The organism is Streptomyces sp. NPDC031497 (assembly GCF_055580905.1).
Map to the genome: position 1 here is coordinate 228,151 of NZ_JBVIKO010000011.1, position 17,949 is coordinate 246,099.

General features: G+C 71.9%; 18 protein-coding genes and 1 tRNA gene. 13 read left to right on the forward strand and 6 right to left on the reverse strand.

Going from position 1 to position 17,949, the window contains the following annotated elements:
- Positions 1-186 precede the first annotated feature (186 nt).
- Complete coding sequence (locus ACZ5K7_RS24240; protein ID WP_351699991.1) at positions 187-630, reverse strand: ATP-binding protein; 444 nt, start codon at positions 628-630, stop codon at positions 187-189.
- Positions 631-871: 241 nt separating this feature from the next.
- Here ACZ5K7_RS24240 and ACZ5K7_RS24245 point away from each other — a divergent pair, with 241 nt between their 5' ends.
- On the forward strand, positions 872-1,738 hold the full coding sequence (locus ACZ5K7_RS24245; RefSeq protein WP_351699994.1) for a helix-turn-helix domain-containing protein: 867 nt from the start codon (positions 872-874) through the stop codon (positions 1,736-1,738).
- Positions 1,739-1,741: 3 nt separating this feature from the next.
- On the forward strand, positions 1,742-1,978 hold the full coding sequence (locus ACZ5K7_RS24250; protein ID WP_351699997.1) for a DUF397 domain-containing protein: 237 nt from the start codon (positions 1,742-1,744) through the stop codon (positions 1,976-1,978).
- Positions 1,979-2,030: 52 nt separating this feature from the next.
- Here ACZ5K7_RS24250 and ACZ5K7_RS24255 read toward each other — a convergent pair.
- Positions 2,031-2,118: transfer RNA gene (locus ACZ5K7_RS24255), tRNA-Leu, on the reverse strand.
- A 211-nt stretch (positions 2,119-2,329) separates the two neighbouring features.
- Between ACZ5K7_RS24255 and ACZ5K7_RS24260 the strand changes: the two genes are divergently transcribed.
- The 3 genes from ACZ5K7_RS24260 to ACZ5K7_RS24270 all read left to right on the forward strand — a co-directional run bounded on the left by ACZ5K7_RS24260 (position 2,330) and on the right by ACZ5K7_RS24270 (position 5,119).
- Positions 2,330-3,655, forward strand: a complete 1,326-nt coding sequence (locus ACZ5K7_RS24260) for a M20/M25/M40 family metallo-hydrolase (RefSeq protein ID WP_468916024.1) — start codon at positions 2,330-2,332, stop codon at positions 3,653-3,655.
- Positions 3,656-3,800: 145 nt separating this feature from the next.
- A complete protein-coding gene (chpH, locus tag ACZ5K7_RS24265) occupies positions 3,801-4,034 on the forward strand; it encodes a chaplin ChpH (protein ID WP_123978334.1) in 234 nt (77 codons plus the stop codon).
- A 134-nt stretch (positions 4,035-4,168) separates the two neighbouring features.
- Positions 4,169-5,119 carry a chaplin gene (locus ACZ5K7_RS24270; protein WP_468916028.1) on the forward strand — a complete coding sequence of 317 codons (951 nt, stop codon included), beginning with the start codon at positions 4,169-4,171 and terminating at the stop codon, positions 5,117-5,119.
- Positions 5,120-5,220: 101 nt separating this feature from the next.
- On the opposite strand, the gene ACZ5K7_RS24275 is transcribed toward ACZ5K7_RS24270, so the two are convergent.
- On the reverse strand, positions 5,221-5,409 hold the full coding sequence (locus ACZ5K7_RS24275; RefSeq protein WP_046732800.1) for a DUF5703 family protein: 189 nt from the start codon (positions 5,407-5,409) through the stop codon (positions 5,221-5,223).
- A 47-nt stretch (positions 5,410-5,456) separates the two neighbouring features.
- On the opposite strand from ACZ5K7_RS24275, the gene ACZ5K7_RS24280 reads away from it, so the two are divergent.
- Entirely contained in the window at positions 5,457-6,179 is a 723-nt protein-coding gene (locus ACZ5K7_RS24280; protein WP_351700024.1) for a hypothetical protein, read from the forward strand.
- Positions 6,180-6,291: 112 nt separating this feature from the next.
- Here the strand turns inward: ACZ5K7_RS24280 and ACZ5K7_RS24285 are convergent, their stop codons facing one another.
- Positions 6,292-8,676 carry a helix-hairpin-helix domain-containing protein gene (locus ACZ5K7_RS24285; protein WP_468916032.1) on the reverse strand — a complete coding sequence of 795 codons (2,385 nt, stop codon included), beginning with the start codon at positions 8,674-8,676 and terminating at the stop codon, positions 6,292-6,294.
- Complete coding sequence (locus ACZ5K7_RS24290; RefSeq protein WP_351700030.1) at positions 8,673-9,656, reverse strand: aldo/keto reductase; 984 nt, start codon at positions 9,654-9,656, stop codon at positions 8,673-8,675. Before ACZ5K7_RS24290 ends, ACZ5K7_RS24285 begins: the two co-directional genes overlap by 4 nt.
- A gap of 254 nt (positions 9,657-9,910) precedes the next feature.
- Between ACZ5K7_RS24290 and ACZ5K7_RS24295 the strand changes: the two genes are divergently transcribed.
- Together ACZ5K7_RS24295 and ACZ5K7_RS24300 are read left to right on the forward strand one after the other, a co-directional pair.
- The gene (locus ACZ5K7_RS24295) at positions 9,911-10,966 is read left to right on the forward strand and encodes an LLM class F420-dependent oxidoreductase (protein ID WP_468916035.1); all 1,056 of its coding nucleotides are present in this window, start codon (positions 9,911-9,913) and stop codon (positions 10,964-10,966) included.
- A gap of 226 nt (positions 10,967-11,192) precedes the next feature.
- Complete coding sequence (locus tag ACZ5K7_RS24300) at positions 11,193-11,981, forward strand: ferritin-like domain-containing protein (protein ID WP_468916037.1); 789 nt, start codon at positions 11,193-11,195, stop codon at positions 11,979-11,981.
- 32 nt (positions 11,982-12,013) lie between these two features.
- On the opposite strand, the gene corA is transcribed toward ACZ5K7_RS24300, so the two are convergent.
- Positions 12,014-13,018, reverse strand: coding sequence for a magnesium/cobalt transporter CorA (corA, locus tag ACZ5K7_RS24305; protein ID WP_351700046.1), 1,005 nt, complete (start codon positions 13,016-13,018; stop codon positions 12,014-12,016).
- Positions 13,019-13,191: 173 nt separating this feature from the next.
- Here corA and ACZ5K7_RS24310 point away from each other — a divergent pair, with 173 nt between their 5' ends.
- The 5 genes from ACZ5K7_RS24310 (at position 13,192) to ACZ5K7_RS24330 (ending at position 17,876) form a co-directional block, all read left to right on the forward strand.
- Positions 13,192-13,878 (forward strand): histidine phosphatase family protein, encoded by a 687-nt coding sequence (locus ACZ5K7_RS24310; RefSeq protein WP_351700140.1) that lies wholly within the window; start codon positions 13,192-13,194, stop codon positions 13,876-13,878.
- A gap of 108 nt (positions 13,879-13,986) precedes the next feature.
- A complete protein-coding gene (locus ACZ5K7_RS24315) occupies positions 13,987-14,577 on the forward strand; it encodes a DUF3090 domain-containing protein (protein ID WP_351700143.1) in 591 nt (196 codons plus the stop codon).
- Positions 14,541-15,356 carry an SCO1664 family protein gene (locus tag ACZ5K7_RS24320; protein WP_351700146.1) on the forward strand — a complete coding sequence of 272 codons (816 nt, stop codon included), beginning with the start codon at positions 14,541-14,543 and terminating at the stop codon, positions 15,354-15,356. The genes ACZ5K7_RS24315 and ACZ5K7_RS24320 overlap by 37 nt, the downstream gene beginning before the upstream one ends.
- Before the next feature lie 103 nt (positions 15,357-15,459).
- Positions 15,460-16,689, forward strand: coding sequence for a cysteine--1-D-myo-inosityl 2-amino-2-deoxy-alpha-D-glucopyranoside ligase (gene mshC / locus ACZ5K7_RS24325; protein WP_468916044.1), 1,230 nt, complete (start codon positions 15,460-15,462; stop codon positions 16,687-16,689).
- A gap of 248 nt (positions 16,690-16,937) precedes the next feature.
- Positions 16,938-17,876: an SMP-30/gluconolactonase/LRE family protein gene (locus tag ACZ5K7_RS24330; RefSeq protein ID WP_351700152.1), complete on the forward strand. Its 939-nt coding sequence runs from the start codon at positions 16,938-16,940 to the stop codon at positions 17,874-17,876.
- Positions 17,877-17,949 lie beyond the last annotated feature (73 nt).

Sequence of the window (17,949 nt, forward strand, 5' to 3'; positions counted from 1 at the left end):
GGGTCAACACAGCGTGAGAAAGGCCAACGCGGCGTGAGTCGCGCCGATTCCACGGGCCCGGTGGCGCGCACGACGACGGCCGGTGCCGCGGCGGGGAGGGGAGAGCGCCGCGGAACCGGCTGTCGCCGTGGGGGGCGGTGTGGATCGGAGGGTGCGGATCGGGCCGCGCGGTTCAGGCGGCGCTGTTCACGCGGCGCTGACCTCGGCCCAGATGGACTTGCCCCAGGGCAGATTGCCCACGCCCCAGCGGCCCGAGCACAGCGCGTCCAGGATCAGCAGGCCGCGCCCGCGGTCGCGTTCGACGGAGATGGGCCGCAGCCGGGGATGGTGGTTCAGCGGATCGTGCACCTCGACCCGGGTCCGGGAGCCGTCGGTGTCGATGAGGAGACGGACCGGGTCGTCCGGGTCGGTCTCGTACCGCAGGGAGTTGGTGACCAGCTCGCAGGTGACCAGCGCGACGGCCTCGATGTGGTCACGGGAGACGTCCGGTATGTGATGGATGATGAAGTCGCTCACGAACGTCCGTGCCGCCCTGGCGGACTGGGGCTCGCTCGCCAGTAACAGGACGGGCGGCGGGGCGACTTGCAGTGCACGGGTTTCGGTCGTGGTGCTCCGCTGGCGTTCGATCATGTAGATCCCCTCACGGGCATGTCCCAACGCAGGCACGGTGGTTCGCCATGCGAGTGCGGTCACTTTCGTATTTCCCGGATTCATGGTGCCTTCATGGCACAGTCGACCGCAATACGTTCCACGTGATGTGAAAAATTGCGCATGTCTGCGGGGGAGTTGCGGCACAGGCTGCGAGCCGGTGGCGAGGGTGGGGGCGGCACGGCAGACTGTCGGGCAGTTCATCGGACAGAAGGGGGAATCCGTGAGCACGCCCACGGTGCGCCGGCGACGGCTCGGTGCGAAGTTGCGCGAACTGCGCGGCGAACTCACCCTCGACGAGGTCGCGGAGCACTCCGAAGGCGCGTTCGTCTCCTCGAAGCTGTCCCGGATGGAGACCGGCAAGACCGCCCCCAAGGCAGCGGACATCCAGGCGCTGCTCGACCTGTACACCGCACTCGGCCGCGACGTGAGCGACGAACTGCGCGCGGCCCTGATCACGCTCACCAAGGAGGGCGGCCGCCGCGACTGGTGGCACTCGTACCGGGGTGTCCTCACACCGGTGTACGAGGACCTGATCAGTCTCGAGGCCGAGGCGGAGACGGTGTCCACCTGGCAGTTGGGGATGGTTCCCGGACTGCTCCAGACCGCCGAGTACGCCCGCGAGATCATCCGGGCGACCGCCATGTCCGAGGCGGTCGAGGCACGGGTCGACGCACTGGTCGAGGTACGGCTGGCACGCCAGGCCGTCCTCACCCGCGACAGCGACCCGCTGGCGCTCTGGGCGATCATCTCCGAACAGGCCCTGCGCTGCACCACCGAGGATCCCGCCCTGATGTACGAGCAGTTGGGGCGCCTGCTTACGATGGGGCGGCGCCCGAACATCAACATCCAGGTGTTGCGCTCGGACGCCCCCCTGCACGCCGGGCTGACCGGCACCTTCAGCATCCTGGGCTTCGGTCCGCACACGGACCTGGACGTCGTCCACCAGGAAGGGCTGACCTCCGCCCTGTACATCGAGGAACGTGATCGGGTCTCCACGCACCGGGCCGCGTGGCAACGCCTCACGTCTGCCGCCGAGTCCGTCGAGGCGTCGGTGGAACTGATCACCCAGATAAGGAAGAACGAATAGCGAATGAAGCACGTTGACGACGCGTCGACTCTGCCGGTGACCTGGTGGAAGTCCTCGGCGTCCGCATCACAGTCCGACTGCGTGGAATGCGGGATCGTCGACGGGGCGACGGTCGCCGTCCGCGACAGCAAGCGGCCCCACGGGCCCGCGCTGCTGCTGGGCCGGGCGGCACTCTCCGCGTTCACCACGGCCGTGCCCCTCGGAGACCCCGGGAACGGCCGAATAGGCCGCCTCGGCTGACCCGCACGCTCCCCGAAAACCAAGAAACCCCTGCTCAGCAGGGGTTTCTTCGTGGTGTCCGAGGGGGGACTTGAACCCCCACGCCCGATAAAGGGCACTAGCACCTCAAGCTAGCGCGTCTGCCATTCCGCCACCCGGACAAGGTGTCTGTCGCGCGGAGTCTCCCTCGCGGCGACGGAGGAAACATTACCAGGCTTTCGGAGGTGGCCGATCACACCCTGTTCCGGGGACGGGCGGGCGTGAACGGCGTGTGACGGACCGGGACCGGTCTTGGGCTCGGAGCCGGAAGGGAGAGAGGATGACGGAAAGGATGACAGGGACCGGCCGGCAGTGACAGCGGAAGGAAGCAGCGTGAGCGAGACGGACACGGCCAGGAGCGTCACCGGCGAGGACGAGGTCGTGGACCTCTGCCGCGAGCTGATCCGCTTCGACACCAGCAACTACGGCGACCACTCCGGACCGGGCGAGCGCAAGGCCGCCGAGTGGGTCGCCGAGAAGCTCGCCGAGGTCGGGCTCGAGCCGAAGATCTTCGAGTCGCACCCGGGCCGCGCCTCCACGGTGGCCCGCATCGAGGGCGCGGACCCGACCCGGCCCGCGCTGCTGATCCACGGCCACCTCGACGTCGTACCGGCCAACGCCGACGACTGGACCCACCACCCGTTCTCCGGCGAGATCGCCGACGGGTGCGTGTGGGGCCGGGGCGCGGTCGACATGAAGGACATGGACGCGATGACCCTGGCGGTCGTACGGGACCGGCTGCGCAGCGGCCGGAAGCCGCCCCGGGACATCGTGCTCGCCTTCCTCGCCGACGAGGAGGCCGGCGGCACCTGGGGCGCCCGGCACCTCGTCGACCACCACCCGGACCTCTTCGAGGGCGTCACCGAGGCGATCAGCGAGGTGGGCGGCTTCTCCTTCACGGTGAACGAGCAGCGCCGGCTCTATCTGATCCAGACGGCCGAGAAGGGCATGCACTGGATGAAGCTGAAGGTGGCCGGCACCGCCGGGCACGGTTCGATGATCCACCGCGACAACGCGATCACCGAGCTCTCGGAGGCCGTGGCCCGGCTCGGCCGGCACAAGTTCCCGGTACGGGTCACCAAGACCACCCGGGCCTTCCTGGACGAACTGGGCGACGCGCTCGGCACCGAACTGGACCCGGAGGACATGGAGTCGACGCTGGCCCGGCTCGGCGGCATCGCCAAGCTCATCGGCGCGACCCTGAGCAACACCGCCAACCCCACCCAGCTGAACGCCGGCTACAAGGTCAACGTCATCCCCGGCGAGGCCACCGCGCATGTGGACGGCCGGTTCCTGCCCGGTCACGAGGACGAGTTCCTCGCCGACCTCGACCGGATCCTCGGCCCCAACGTGGTCCGGGAGGACGTGCACTCCGACAAGGCGCTGGAGACCTCCTTCGACGGGGCGCTGGTGGAGGCCATGCAGTCCTCGCTGCTGGCCGAGGACCCCACCGCCAAGGCGATCCCCTACATGCTCTCCGGCGGTACCGACGCCAAGTCCTTCGACGACCTCGGCATCCGCGGCTTCGGCTTCGCACCGCTGAAGCTGCCGCCGGAGCTGGACTTCGCGGGCATGTTTCACGGTGTGGACGAGCGGGTGCCGGTGGACGGCCTGCAGTTCGGCGTGCGGGTGCTCGACCGCTTCATCGACGCGTCGTGAAGTCCTGGCTTCAGGTAATCGGGCGGCTGTGCGAGATCGACTGAAAAGAGTGAATGCGACGATAAGCTCGTAGCTCCATTAGTTCCTCCTCGTTACATCTAATGCGATCCGCTACTTGGAATCGCATTGCCAACAAGGAGGAATAATGCTCAAGAAGGTCGTCGCTGCTGCGGCTGCCACTGGTGGTCTGGTTCTCGCGGGTGCGGGCCTGGCTGTCGCCGACTCGGGTGCCCAGGGCGCTGCCGTGGGTTCCCCGGGTGTCGTCTCCGGCAACGTGATCCAGGTTCCCGTGCACGTCCCGGTGAACGTCTGCGGCAACACGATCTCGGTGATCGGGCTGCTGAACCCCGCCTTCGGCAACACCTGCATCAACAAGTGACGCCGCCTCCCTGAGGGGCGTCTTTCCGTCGGCCCCGGAGCGCGCGCCATGCGCTCCGGGGCCGACCGGTTTCTCCGCGGGCTCTTTCCGCGGGAAATGCAACGGTCAGGATCCAAGGCAGGGGGAATTCAGAAATGCGACAGGGCACCCGTAAGGGCCTCATGACAGTGGCCGCGGCGACCGGCGTGATCGCCGCGGCGGGCGGTTACGCCCATGCCGACTCGGGGGCCGCCGGCTCCGCCACCGACTCACCCGGTGTGCTCTCCGGGAACACGGTGCAGGCGCCCGTGCACGTTCCGGTGAACGTCTGCGGCAACACCGTGAACGTCGTCGGCGCCCTCAACCCGTCGATGGGCAACAAGTGCGCCAACCACGGCGACGGGGGCGGTGCTTCCGGCGGCCACGGTGGGTACGGGGGACAAACGGGGCACGAGGGGCATGGTGGTGGGCACGGAAACCACGGCGGCTCGCACGCCGGGGGACACACCGGTGGCTCGCCCGGGGTCGGTTCGGGCAACACCGTGCAGGTGCCGATCGACGTCCCGGTCAACGTGTGCGGGAACAGCGTCAACGTCATCGGGGTCGGCAACACCGCCGTGGGCGACGAGTGCGCCAACGGGGGGAGTTCCGGACATTCCGGCGGCTCCGGCCACTCCGGCGACTGTCACCCCACGCAGCCGCCCGGACACGGGGGGCACGGGACGCCTCCGGGACACGGAGGACACGGCGGCAACCCACCCGGGAAGCCGGGAAACCCCGGGACTCCGGGCCAGCCGGGGACTCCGGGCCAGCCCGGTCAGCCTGGAACCCCGGGACAACCGGGTCACCCTGGCAACCCCGGCACCCCGGGCCAGCACCCCGGTACGCCGCCCGGTCACTCCGGGGGACGGACCGTCACGACCGGTACCCACGGCTCCACCCTCGTCGACCCGCTGGGCAGCCTCTCGGTGACCCGGCCCGGCCCGGCCACCGCGCAGCTCGCACACACAGGCAGTGACCTGCCGATGGGCCTCGCGCTCCCGGCGGGCGCCGGCGCGCTGCTCGCGGGCGCGGTGCTCTACCGCAAGGCGCGCGCCTCGGCGTAGTGCACGGACCGTGACTCCCCCGGAGGGGGCGCCCCCAGCGGCGGTGCGCGGAACGGAGCGGGCCCCGTCGATGCGGGGCCCCTTCCGTCATGCGGAGAGTCTCACCATGTGGCACGCACCTGGCGGATGATCCGCCGGCGCAACCGCACCCTGCGGCTGCCGTCGCGCATGAGGCTCAGTCGGTCCAACTCCCAGTGTCCGTACTCGGCATGGTCCGTCAGCAGGCGCGTCGCCTCCTTGCGGGACACCCCGCGAGGCACGTACACGTCGACAAATTCGTATTCCGGCATCGCATCTATTGTGCGGGCTGGTGCCCGGTACGGATAGCGTCTGCACTATGTCTGATGCTGCGCAGCCCACCGCTGCCGAGGTACGCGCCGCCGCCGAGGCGGTCAAGACCGCGCTCGACCGCCATCTGGCCGCGGTCGAACGCAGGTCGGGGGAGGACGACCCGGCTGTCTACGAGGCGTTCAACCAGCTGGCCGCGGCCGCCGAGGTCTACGACGAGCTGCTCTACGACCGCCACGACGAGGTCACCCCCTTCGAGATCCCCGGTACCGAGGACTCGCTGCCACCGTATGCGGGGCCCGAGGAACCGAACGCGATCAGCGTGCTGATCCGCCGCGACTACGCCGTGGCGGAACCACAGCGGCTGCTGGCGCAGGCCCAGCGGGTCGAGGCGGCGGAGTACGACGACGGTCCCGGCGCGGACCAGGACGCCGCCGGCACGATCCACGGGGCGCTGGGGATCCTGTTCGGCGAGTTCGAGCCGGACGAGATCGCCTCCCGGCACAAGGAGTTCGGCCTGGAGGAGGGCGACTCCACCCTGTGGGTGACCGCGGCGGACGAGCAGGCCGAGCCCGGTGAGTGGCTGGAGGCCCCGTTCGAGGGGGTCGATCCGCAGCGGGTCGTGTGCCGGTTCGACGTCAGCGCGGTGTTCGACGACGAGGACGGCGACGACGGCGAGGACACCGCGCGCAGCGGGGACGCGGACGAGCTGGACGACGACCTCGACCTCGACGAGGACGAGGACCTGGAGCCGCTGGACGCCGAACGCTGACCCGCCGGTCGGCCGGCGGTGCCTTGCGGGCCTTCAGGCCGGTCGGGCACCGCCGGTCACCGGACACGGCGGGAACAGCGCAGACGAAGGGGCGGGCCGGGCTGGGTCAGGCTCAGGCCGTCGCCGGTGCCTGTGTCTTGAGGAGGAGCGGCAGGCGGGTCGTCCGGGGCTTCGGCAGGGTCTCGGCCACCGCCTTCGGCAGGGCCTGTTCCACACCGTGGACCACCGACAGATGCCGCTCCGCCCGGCTGAACGCCGTGTACACCCAGGGGCGGCTGAGGGACTGGGCCGCGTCCCCGGGCAGCACCACGACCGCGGCGGGCCAGCGGCCGGCCACCGCCTGGTGGGCGGTCAGCGCCCAGCCGTGCCGTACGGCCTGCTCCACCCGCTCCTTCGGTACGACGACGGGTTCGCCCGCGCACGACAGGTGCAGCCCGTCGGCGTCGGCCTTCACCACCTGGCCCGGGACCGTACGGCCCGGCGCGGGGGAGTAGGCGATCCGGTCACCCGGGTCGAAGCCGCCGAAGCGGCCGGGGCCCGGATTGAGCCGTTCCTTGAGCGCCGCGTTGAGAGCGCGGGTGCCGGCCGCGCCGCCGTGGCCCGGGGTGATCACCACGGTCTGTTCGGCGGGGACGCCGATGGCGCGCGGGACGGAGTCGGCGACCAGCTGCACCGTCCGGTGCACCGCCTCGCCGGCGTCCCGCACCGGTACGATCACGATCTCCTTGCCGGGCGCCTCCACCTGGTTCAGTTCGCCGGCGCCGATCCCGGAGACCAGCTCACCGAGCGGGCCGGGGTCGGGTGTGCGCGAGGCGATCCCCGGGCACACCCGGGCCGCCAGCAGGTCGGCGAAGACCCGCCCGGGGCCCGCCGACCACAGCACCGCCGGATCCCCGCTCAGCACCAGCCGGGCCCCGTCGGGCAGCGCCTCCAGGAGCATCGCCGCGCCCTCCACGTCCAGCTGGGGCGCGTCCAGCACGATCAGCAGATCGAGGTCCAGGGCACCCTCCGCGTCCCGGCCCGGCCCCTCGGCGCCGGAGAGTAGACCGGCGACCGTGCCGACGGCCGCCTCGCCGTCCGCCGGCAGCAGGGCGGCCAGGCGGCGGTGTCCCTCCGGGGTGTGGGTGGCGGCGAAGGCACGCAGCCCGGCGCTCCGGGCGGCGCTCAGCAGGGCCGCCGGTTCGGCGCGCGCCGCCTCGCCGCCCGTGTGCAGCACCAGGCCGTGTCCGGCGACCGCCGCCGCCAGCTCGGCCGCGCCGCCGGTGGCCGCCGCGGCGGCCGCCTCCCAGCGCTCCTCGGCGTCCTTCGACGGGGAGTTGACCAGCCGGGCCAGTCCGTCGGCGAGACTCTCCTCTGCCAGCGCGTACCGCTCCAGACCGACCAGGACGCGGACCGGCCGCTCCTCCTCGTCGTCCTCGGGCTCGGGGGCGCCCGGATCCAGCAGGTCCTGGAAGACCAGCGCGTCACCCTCGGCGATCGCGTCCTGCACGGCCGCCTCCGGGTCGGGCACCGCCCGCTGGGCCAGCGCGGCGGTGAGCGCCGGCATCTCCAGCGCGGTGTGCCCGGCCAGGGCGGCCTGCTCCAGGAGCCAGCCGGTCACCGCCCGGCCGCGCCGCTCGTCGTCCGGACCGCACTCCGCGCCCAGCACCGACCGTGCGAACCCGTCCGCCTGCTCCGGCCGTACGCCGGTGACCCGGAGCAGCTGCCAGGGGTCCTCCCGCAGCATGGTGTCCGCGCCCTCACCGAGGGCGGCGGCGACCTGGGGTGCGAGCGACTCGGGCGCACCGCCTTCGGTCAGCAACGCCCGCACCGCCGCGACCGTCTCCACGGCGGGCGCCGCGGGTGCCACAGGCGCGGCGGCGGCAGGTGCGGGCTGGGGCCGGTGGGCCGGCTCCGGTACGGACGCTCGCCGCGGGGCGGGCTCCGGGGCGGCGAACACGGTGGCCGTGGGCTTCTCGCCGCTCTCCACCGCCCGGATCGCCGCGAGCAGGTCGGCCGCCTTGCCACTGAGCTTGGCCCCGGCCTCGACCGGCCTCGCCTTCTCGGCCTTCCGCCGCTCGATCCGCTCCCGCTCGACCCGCTGGGCGGCCAGCTCGGCCTCGGCCTCGGACAGCCGCGCACCACCCACCGAGCCCCCGTCACCCGCGCCCCCCTCCGGGTCACCGCCGGCGCCCGCGGTGTCGTGCTTGCCGCGCTCGGCCCCGTCGCTGCCGTCCCCCGCGCTGCCCTCCAGGCCACCGCCCGCGCCTCGGTCGCTGCCGTCGCCCGCGTCGCCCTCCGGGTCACCGCCCGCGCCCGCGGTGTCGTGCTTGCCGCCCTCGGCCCCGTCGCTGCCGTTGCCCGCGCCGGTCGTGCGGGAGTCGGCGGGTTGCGTGTCGCTTGCCGTGTCGCTGGCCGCGGCGGTCGTGGTGGCGAGGGCGTCGGCCTCCGGCGTCCCCTCGGCCGTCGTTCCCTCGTCGGCCTCGGGCGTGGCGCCCAGCCCCGGCTCCGTGCTCACAGCGTGCTCCAGTCGTGATCGGGATAGCGGTGCACGGGCGCCGACACGTCGTCGAGCGCCCGGCAGATCTCGTCAGGAAGACTAAGCGCCTCCACTGACAATGCCCCCGTGAGCTGCTGCGCGTTGCGCGCGCCGACGATCGGCGCGGCCACGCCCGGCCGGTCCCGGACCCAGGCGAGCGCCACCTGCAGCGGGGTCACGGCGAGCCCGTCCGCCGCCGTCTGCACCGCGTCCACGATCCGGGTCGCGGTGTCGTCGAGATACGGCGCGACGAACGGCGCCAGATGCTCGGAGGCGCCTCTGGAGTCCGGGGGAGTGGAGTGGCGGTACTTCGCGGTCAGTACGCCCCGGCCCAGCGGCGAGGACGGCAGTAGGCCGATGCCGAGGTCGAGGGCGGCGGGCAGCACCTCGCGCTCCACGCCGCGCTGGAGCAGCGAGTACTCCAGCTGGGTGCTGGCCAGCCGGGTGCGGGTGCCCGGTGCGGCGAGCTGCCAGGTCGCCGCCTTCGCGATCTGCCAGCCGCAGAAGTTGGAGACCCCGGCGTACCGGGCGCGGCCGCTGCTCACGGCCAGGTCGAGCGCCTGGAGGGTCTCCTCCAGCGGGGTGTCCGGGTCGTAGGCGTGCACGTGCCAGACGTCGACGTAGTCGGTGCCGAGGCGGGCCAGGGAGGCGTCGAGCGCGGCGAGCAGATGGCCGCGGGAGCCGTCGAAACGGCGGTCGGGATCGGGGACGCTGCCCGCCTTCGTCGAGATGACCAGGTCCCGGCGCGGCACCAGCCCTTCTATGAGCTGTCCGAGCAGGTACTCGGCCTCTCCGTCGCCGTACACGTCCGCGGTGTCGACGAGGGTTCCGCCGGCCTCCCAGAACGCCTTCAGCATGTCCGCGGCGTCGTGCTCGTCGACGTCCCGGCCCCACGTGAGGGTGCCTAGCCCGATCCGGGACACGCGCAGGCCGGTACGGCCGAGATGCCTCTGCTCCATGCCCGCGAGATTACTGGCCAGAGCTGGTGCGTTGGGTTGCCTGTGGATAACCGATTTCACAAGGCAGCGGTGCCTTGCGGGAGGCGGGAGGCGGCCTGCCCGGGGGCGCGGGGCAGTACCGATATGCGGCTCCGCCGCGTGGGCGCGACCAGCCCTCACGACGCGCGGCCGGACCACGACCGATCTCGCACCCGCCAACGACCGCGCTAAGGTCTCCGCAACAGCGACGTTACTGATCGGTAAGGGGATCGGCCATGAAACTCGGGATCAACCTCGGCTACTGGGGTGCCGGGATGGACGGGGACAATCTGGCCGTGGCGCAGGAGGCCGAGCGGCTCGGGTACGCCGTGTGCTGGGCCGCCGAGGCCTATGGCTCCGACGCCGCCACCGTGCTCAGCTGGGTCGCCGCCCAGACCGAGCGTATCGACGTCGGCTCGGCCATCTTCCAGATCCCGGCCCGGCAGCCCGCGATGACCGCGATGACCGCCGCGACGCTCGACTCGCTCTCCAAGGGCCGCTTCCGGCTCGGCCTCGGCGTCTCCGGCCCGCAGGTGTCCGAGGGCTGGTACGGCGTCAAGTTCGACAAGCCGCTCTCCCGCACCCGCGAGTACGTGGAGATCGTGCGCAGGGCGATGAGCCGCGAGCGGCTGTCGTACGAGGGCGAGCACTGGACGCTGCCGCTGCCGGGCGGTCCCGGCAAGCCGATCAAGCTGACCGTGCACCCGGAGCGCGAGCACATCCCGGTCTACATCGCCGCCATCGGGCCGAAGAACCTGGAGCAGACCGGTGAGATCGCCGACGGCGCGCTGCTGATCTTCCCCTCCGCGGAGCACCTGGAGGAGACGGCCGTCAAGTACCTGCGCGCGGGGCGGGAGAAGGGCGGCCGGACCCTCGACGGGTTCGACATCTGCCCGACGCTGCCGCTCGCCGTCGGCGACGACAAGGACGTGGCCGCGCTCGCCGACACCTTCCGGCCGTACACCGCGCTGTACGTCGGCGGCATGGGCAGCCGCAAGCAGAACTTCTACAACCAGCTCGCCCAGCGCATGGGGTACGAGCGGGAGGCCGCCGAGATCCAGGACAAGTACCTGTCCGGGGACAAGAACGGCGCCGCCGCGGCCGTACCGCAGGAGCTGATCGACCAGACCACGCTGCTCGGTTCGGTGGACCGGATCGCCGACCGGATGAAGGCCTACGCGGCCGCCGGGGTCACCACGCTGTCGCTCGCGCCCGCCGGGTTCGCCCTGGACGAGCGGCTCGCCTCGCTGCGGGCCGGTGCCGAGGCCCTGGAGCGCGCCGGACTCGCGTAGGCGCCCCGGCGAGAGAGAGGTCCGCGGCCGTGGTGGGGGCTCGGGGGTCTTCCCCGCCACGGCCGTCACGCGGAACAACGCGCCCGCGCCCGCGCGGTTACGCCCCGGCGTGACCCCGATGCTCCTCCTTCCGGCCGAGTTCGTCCGCACAGCTGTTGCAGCTGACCGGATGCGGCATTTGACTCGTTCTCTGCGGGTCGGTGAGTTCTCCGGAGGGGTGCCCACGATGCTTTCGGCCAAGAGTCTGTTCCTGGAGATCGTCGACAACGACGAGTCCTTCCGACTCTTCTGCTCCATCGCGGCCAGCGGGGAGTCGCAGGGCGGCTGGGAGAACGCCCGGATCGCCGCACTGGTACCGCAGGGCGAACGCGACCTCGCCTCCAAGATCACCCGCCATGGCGCCGACGAGGACAAGCACGGGCGTATCTTCAACGCCCTCATGAAGAAGCGCGGGCTCACCCCCGTCCCGGTCCCGCCCGACACCGACTACACGGTGCTCCTGGAACGGCACGGCATCGGGCTGGCCCACGACAGGCTCCGGGCCGACCGTCCGCTCACCGAAGGGGACATCGTCACCTACCTCGCCCACAGCCGGGTCACCGAGCAGCGCGCCTCGGAGCAGATGGAGCTGCTGCGCAGGCACTTCGCCGACCACCCGGACCTCGGCCGTGCGGTGCGGATGATCTCCGACGACGAGGACAACCACCTCGCCTACTGCCACGAGGAACTGCTGCGGCTCGCCGCCGCCGGGCACGGCCGCGCCATCCAGCGCACCCTGCGTGAGTGCGCGCTCGCGGAGATCCGTATCCACCGGGACGTCAGCCTCGCCGTCATGGCCCGCATGGGCCGCATCCTGGGCTGGCCGAAGGGCAGGTCCGCGCTCCTCGCGTTCGGCATCCACGCCGTCTACGCCTACGAGCGCGCCGCCGGCTGGCGCCGGATGGTCTCGCTGCGGATGCCGGAGCGCAGGAACGCCCTGGGCGGCCCCGCCACCCCCGCCCCGGAGCTCGCCTGAGCAGGAAGGGGCGCCCGGCCGCCGCGAGCGCCTCACATCCAGCCGCGGCGTTTGAACAGCCGGTACAGCACCAGCTCCAGGGACGCCATGAGCAGGATCACCGCCGGGTACCCCCAGAGCCAGTGCAGCTCGGGCATGTGGTCGAAGTTCATGCCGTAGATCCCCGCGATCAGCGTGGGGACCGCCGCCATGGCGGCCCACGCGGAGATCTTCCGCATGTCGTCGTTCTGCCGCACGCTCATCTGCGCGAGGTGGGCGTTGAGGACGTCCGACACCAGCCGGTCCAGGCCCTCCACGCCCTCGTTCACCCGTAGCAGGTGGTCGTTGACGTCCCGGAAGAACGGGCGGGCGTCCTCGCGCACGAAGGGCACCGTGGTGCCGCTGCTGTAGGGGCCCACCCCCGCCAGCTTGGTCATGGGCACGGCCAGCGGCACGGTGGCCCGGCGGAACTCCAGGATCTGCCGCTTGAAGGTGTAGATCCGCGACGCGGTGTGCCGGGAGCCGCCGCCGCTCGGCGAGAACACCTCGGTCTCCAGCTCCTCCAGGTCGCTCTGCAACTCGGTCGCGACCTCCAGGTAGTTGTCGACGACCGCGTCGGAGATCGAGTACAGCACTCCCGTCGGCCCGTGTTTGAGCAGCTCGTGCTGCTCTTCGAGATGGCGCCGGATGTCCCCGAGCGGCGAGGGCGTCCCGTGGCGCACCGTGACCACGAAGGAATCCCCGATGAAGATCATCAGCTCGCCGGAGGTCACCGTGTCGCTCTTCGGCTCGTACGTCACCGGCTTCAGGACGACGAACAGCGAGTCGTCGTACACCTCCAGCTTGGGCCGCTGGTGGGCGGTCAGGGCGTCCTCGACGGCCAGCGGATGCAGCCCGAACTCATCGGTGACCAGGTCGAACTCGTGCTCCGTCGGCTCGTACAGGCCGATCCAGAGAAAACTGTCGCCACGCGCGCGTGCCTCCGCGAGGGCATCGGAGAAGTCCTGCGGGGTCTCCATCCGCTCCCCGTCCCGGTAGATGGCACAGTCGACGATCACGGAGAGTATTCTCCCGTCGCCCGGCCCGCACCGCATTCCGTGACGTTCTCCGCCGCCGGTCCGCCCCGGCCGGCGTCGGGGCGCCGAACGCACGGAGCCCCGAAGCGGTGGGCGCGTTCGGCCCCTCGACACCGGCGCACCCCTTGCACGGGCGAACGCCTACCCTGGGCCGCATGCCCACGCTGATCCTCGTAAGGCACGGACGGTCCACCGCCAACACCTCCGGGCTGCTCGCCGGCTGGACGCCCGGCGTCGCCCTCGACGAGCGCGGCGCCGCCCAGGCCGCCGCGCTGCCCGGCCGGCTCGCCGGCCTGCCGATCTCCGAGGTCGTCGCCAGCCCCCTGCAGCGCTGCCAGGAGACGATCCGTCCCCTGCTGGACGCCCGCCCGGAACTCACCGCCCACACCGACGAGCGGATCGGGGAGGCCCACTACGGCGACTGGTCCGGCCGCAAGCTCGCCGAGCTCAAGGACGAGCCGCTGATGGAGGTGGTGCAGGCACACCCGTCGGCGGCCGCCTTCCCGGGCGGGGAGTCCATGCGCGCCATGCAGACCCGCGCCGCCGAGGCGGTACGCGAGTGGAACGCGCGCGTGGAGCGCGACCACGGCTCCGACGCCGTCTACCTGATGTGCTCGCACGGCGACATCATCAAGTCGCTCGTCGCGGACGCGCTCGGCCTGCATCTCGACCTCTTCCAGCGGATCTCCGTCGAACCGTGTTCCATCACAGCGATCCGTTACACCCGCCTGAGGCCGTTTCTCGTTCGTCTCGGGGACACCGGGGATTTCGCCTCCCTTGCCCCCCGCGAGGAACCTCCGGGGGAAGACGCCCCGGTCGGTGGCGGTGCCGGCGCGCCGTGATCGTCAGCCGCAGTAGGGTGAAGCGATCCACGTAGTCGCCGACCGGCAACCCGCACGGTCCCTCGCCCTTCCGAGCCCACGCACTCTCGATTCCCATGGAGACAGGACGTGTCCCGTCAGGTGTTCCTCTACGATCCGCCGGACCGCTTCGTCGCGGGCACGGTCGGACTGCCCGGACGCCGTACGTTCTTCCTCCAGGCCACGGCCGGCCCCCGGACGACCAGCGTGGCCCTGGAGAAGACCCAGGTCGCCGCGCTCGCCGAACGCATGGACGAACTCCTCGACGAGGTCGTCCGGCGCAGCGGCGGCAACGCGGCCGTCCCCGCCGTCGCCCCCACCGAGATCGCCGACAGCGCCCCGCTGGACACCCCCGTCGAGGAGGAGTTCCGCGTCGGCACCATGGCGCTCGCCTGGGACGGCGAGGAAGAGCGCATGATCGTCGAGGCGCAGGCGCTCGTGGAACTGGACGCCGACTCCGACGAGGACCTCGCCGAGGCCGAGGAGCGGCTCCTGCAGGACGAGGAGAACGGGCCCCCGATGCTGCGGGTCCGGCTGACCGGCGCGCAGGCCAGGGCCTTCGCCAAGCGCGCCCTGGACGTCGTCAACGCCGGGCGGCCGCCGTGCCCGCTGTGCAGCCTCCCGCTCGACCCGGAAGGACACGTATGTCCGCGCCAGAACGGATACCGCCGCGGAGCGTGACCGCCGCCGAACTGCTCGCCCAGGGTGAGCTGAAGGTACGCGGACGCATCCGCGACGCCTCCAACGCGGCCCTGTTCTGCACGGTCGCGTACGACGGTGAGGAAGCGTCCTGCGTCTACAAGCCGGTCGCCGGGGAACGCCCGCTGTGGGACTTCCCCGACGGCACCCTCGCCCAGCGCGAGGTGGCCGCCTACGAGGTCGCCGCGGCCACCGGCTGGGACCTGGTGCCGCCCACCGTGCTGCGCGACGGACCCTACGGCGAGGGCATGTGCCAGCTCTGGATCGACATCGACCCCGAGAGCGCCGACCTGCTCGCCCTGGTCGACGCGGAGGAACCGGAGCCGGGCTGGAAGGCGATCGGGTTCGCCGAGGTCGGGGAGGGCAAGACCGCGCTGCTGGTGCACGCCGACGACGCACGGCTGCGCCGGCTCGCCGTCATCGACGCCGTGATCAACAACGCAGACCGCAAGGGCGGCCATCTGCTGCCCACCGCCGACGGGCGGCTCTACGGCATCGACCACGGGGTGACCTTCAACACCGAGAACAAGCTGCGCACCCTGCTGTGGGGCTGGGCGGGGGAGCCGCTCACCGAGGAGGCCGTCGAGGCCCTCAACGGGCTCCGTGAGGCCCTCGGCGGGGCGCTGGGGGCCCGGCTGGCCGAGCTGATCACCGTCGCCGAACTCGAGGCCACGCGCGCGCGTGTCGACGCGCTGCTCATCACCGGAAAGCACCCGGAACCGAGCGGAGAGTGGCCGGCCATCCCCTGGCCGCCCGTGTGACCGGCCCGCAGCACATCGCGGACGCAAGATCAAGAGTGCCTTCCCGGCCATCTGGCCTGGTCCGGTTCGTATACCGAACTCTGGTCCGGTTACGCTCATGTACATGCATGCCTGGCCCGCTTCCGAGGTCCCCGCCCTGCCTGGTCAGGGCCGCGACCTGAGGATCCACGACACCGCGACCGGCGGCCTCGTCACCCTCGACCCCGGTCCCGTCGCCCGAATCTATGTCTGCGGCATCACGCCGTACGACGCCACCCACATGGGGCACGCGGCGACCTACAACGCGTTCGACCTGGTTCAGCGTGTGTGGCTCGACACCAAGCGGCAGGTGCACTACGTCCAGAACGTGACGGACGTCGACGACCCGCTGCTGGAGCGCGCCGAGCGCGACGGCGTCGACTGGGTCGCCCTCGCCGAGCAGGAGACCACCCTCTTCCGCGAGGACATGACCGCCCTGCGGATGCTGCCGCCCCAGCACTACATAGGCGCGGTCGAGGCGATACCGGGCATCGTGCCGCTGGTCGAGCGGCTGCGCGACCTCGGCGCCGCCTACGAACTCGAAGGCGACATCTACTTCTCCGTCGAATCCGACCCCCACTTCGGCAAGGTCTCCCGTCTCGACGCCGCCGCCATGCGGCTGCTGTCCGCCGAGCGCGGCGGCGACCCCGACCGCCCCGGCAAGAAGAACCCGCTCGACCCGATGCTGTGGATGGCCGCCCGCGAGGGCGAACCCAGCTGGGACGGCGGCTCCCTCGGCCGCGGCCGTCCGGGCTGGCACATCGAGTGCGTGGCCATCGCCCTCGACCACCTCGGCATGACCTTCGACGTCCAGGGCGGCGGCTCCGACCTCGCCTTCCCGCACCACGAGATGGGCGCCTCGCACGCCCAGGTGCTCACCGGCGAGTTCCCGATGGCCAAGGCGTACGTCCACGCCGGCATGGTCGGCCTCGACGGCGAGAAGATGTCCAAGTCCAAGGGCAACCTGGTCTTCGTCTCCCAGCTGCGCCGCGACGGCGTCGACCCGGCCGCCATCCGCCTGTCCCTGCTCTCCCACCACTACCGCGCCGACTGGGAGTGGACCGACCAGGTCCTGGCGGACGCGGTGACCCGCCTCGACCGCTGGCGCGCAGCGGTCTCCCGCCCGGACGGCCCCCCGGCCGAGGCCTTGGTGGAGGAGATCCGCGAGGCCCTGAGCAACGACCTGGACGCCCCTGCCGCATTGGCGGCGGTGGACCGCTGGGCAGCGCTCCAGCAGACCGAGGGCGGCACGGACACGGGCGCGCCCGGGGTCGTGTCGCGCGCGGTGGACGCCTTGCTGGGCGTAGCCCTCTGAGAAGGGCCAACCCCCGCGCCCCTTTCTTCGAGGGGCGCGGGGCCGTATTCGATGTGCGGCTACCGCCGCGCGGGCGCGAGCAACCACGACGCACCCGCGGACAACACTCGACGCGCACCCCCAACTGTCGAAACCCTGTCGATCGACCAACGCCGGTGTGCTCGGTGCGGCACATGTGATGGGCTATGACGGTCAGTTGACCGTCGGACCGGCCAACTGCCGGTCGGTCCCCACGCGGAAGGCACCCCGTGGCCCACCCCCTGAGCCGACGCCGCCTCCTCACGATCGGCACGGCAACCCTCGGCGCCCTCGCCTTAGGCACCCACGCCGACGCGGCCTCGCGGCCCACCTCCCTCGCCCTCCCTGACGGCTGGCAGCCCGAGGGCATCACCATCGGCGCCGCCCCCTACGCCTACCTCGGCTCCCTCGCCGACGGCTCCATCTACCGCGCCGACCTGCGCACCGGCACCGGAAAGGTGATCTCCACCGGCCCCGGCACCCCCGCCGTCGGCCTCAAACTCGACGCCCGAGGACGGCTGTTCGTCGCCGCGCGCGGCTTCGGCGCCAGGGTGGTCGACGCCCGCAGCGGCGAGACCCTCGCCTCCTACCCCCTTGCCACCGCCACCCCGAGCTTCGCCAACGACGTCGTGCTGACGCCGCGCGCCGCCTGGTTCACCGAGTCCTACCAGCCGGTGCTGTACGGCCTCCCGCTCGGCCGGGACGGCGCGCTGCCGGCCGCCGAGGACGTCGTGCGGCTGCCGCTCACCGGCGACTGGAGCCAGACGGCCGACGGCGCCATCAACGCCAACGGAATCGCCCGCACCCCCGACGGCTCCGCACTCCTCGTCGTCCAGGCCGGGGTCGGCCTGCTGCACCGCGTCGACCCGCGCACCGGGGTCACCGAGACCGTCGACCTGGGCGACGCGGCCCCGCTCGGCAACGGTGACGGCCTGCTGGTCCGCGGGCGCACGCTGTACGCCGTACAGAACCGGCAGAACGCCGTCGACGTCTTCCGGCTGGCCCCGGACGGCCGCAGCGGGGTCTTCCAGCGGCGCATCACCGACCCGGCCTTCGACGTCCCGACCACGGTCGCCGCGTACGGCGGCCGGCTCTATCTGCCCAACGCCCGCTTCACGACCGCGCCGACGCCCGGCACGACGTACTCCGTCACCGCGGTCGACGCCTGAGGCGTGACAGGACGAAGGGGCGGTACGCGTCACGCGTACCGCCCCTTCGTCCCGGCCTTTGTCCGGCCTTCGT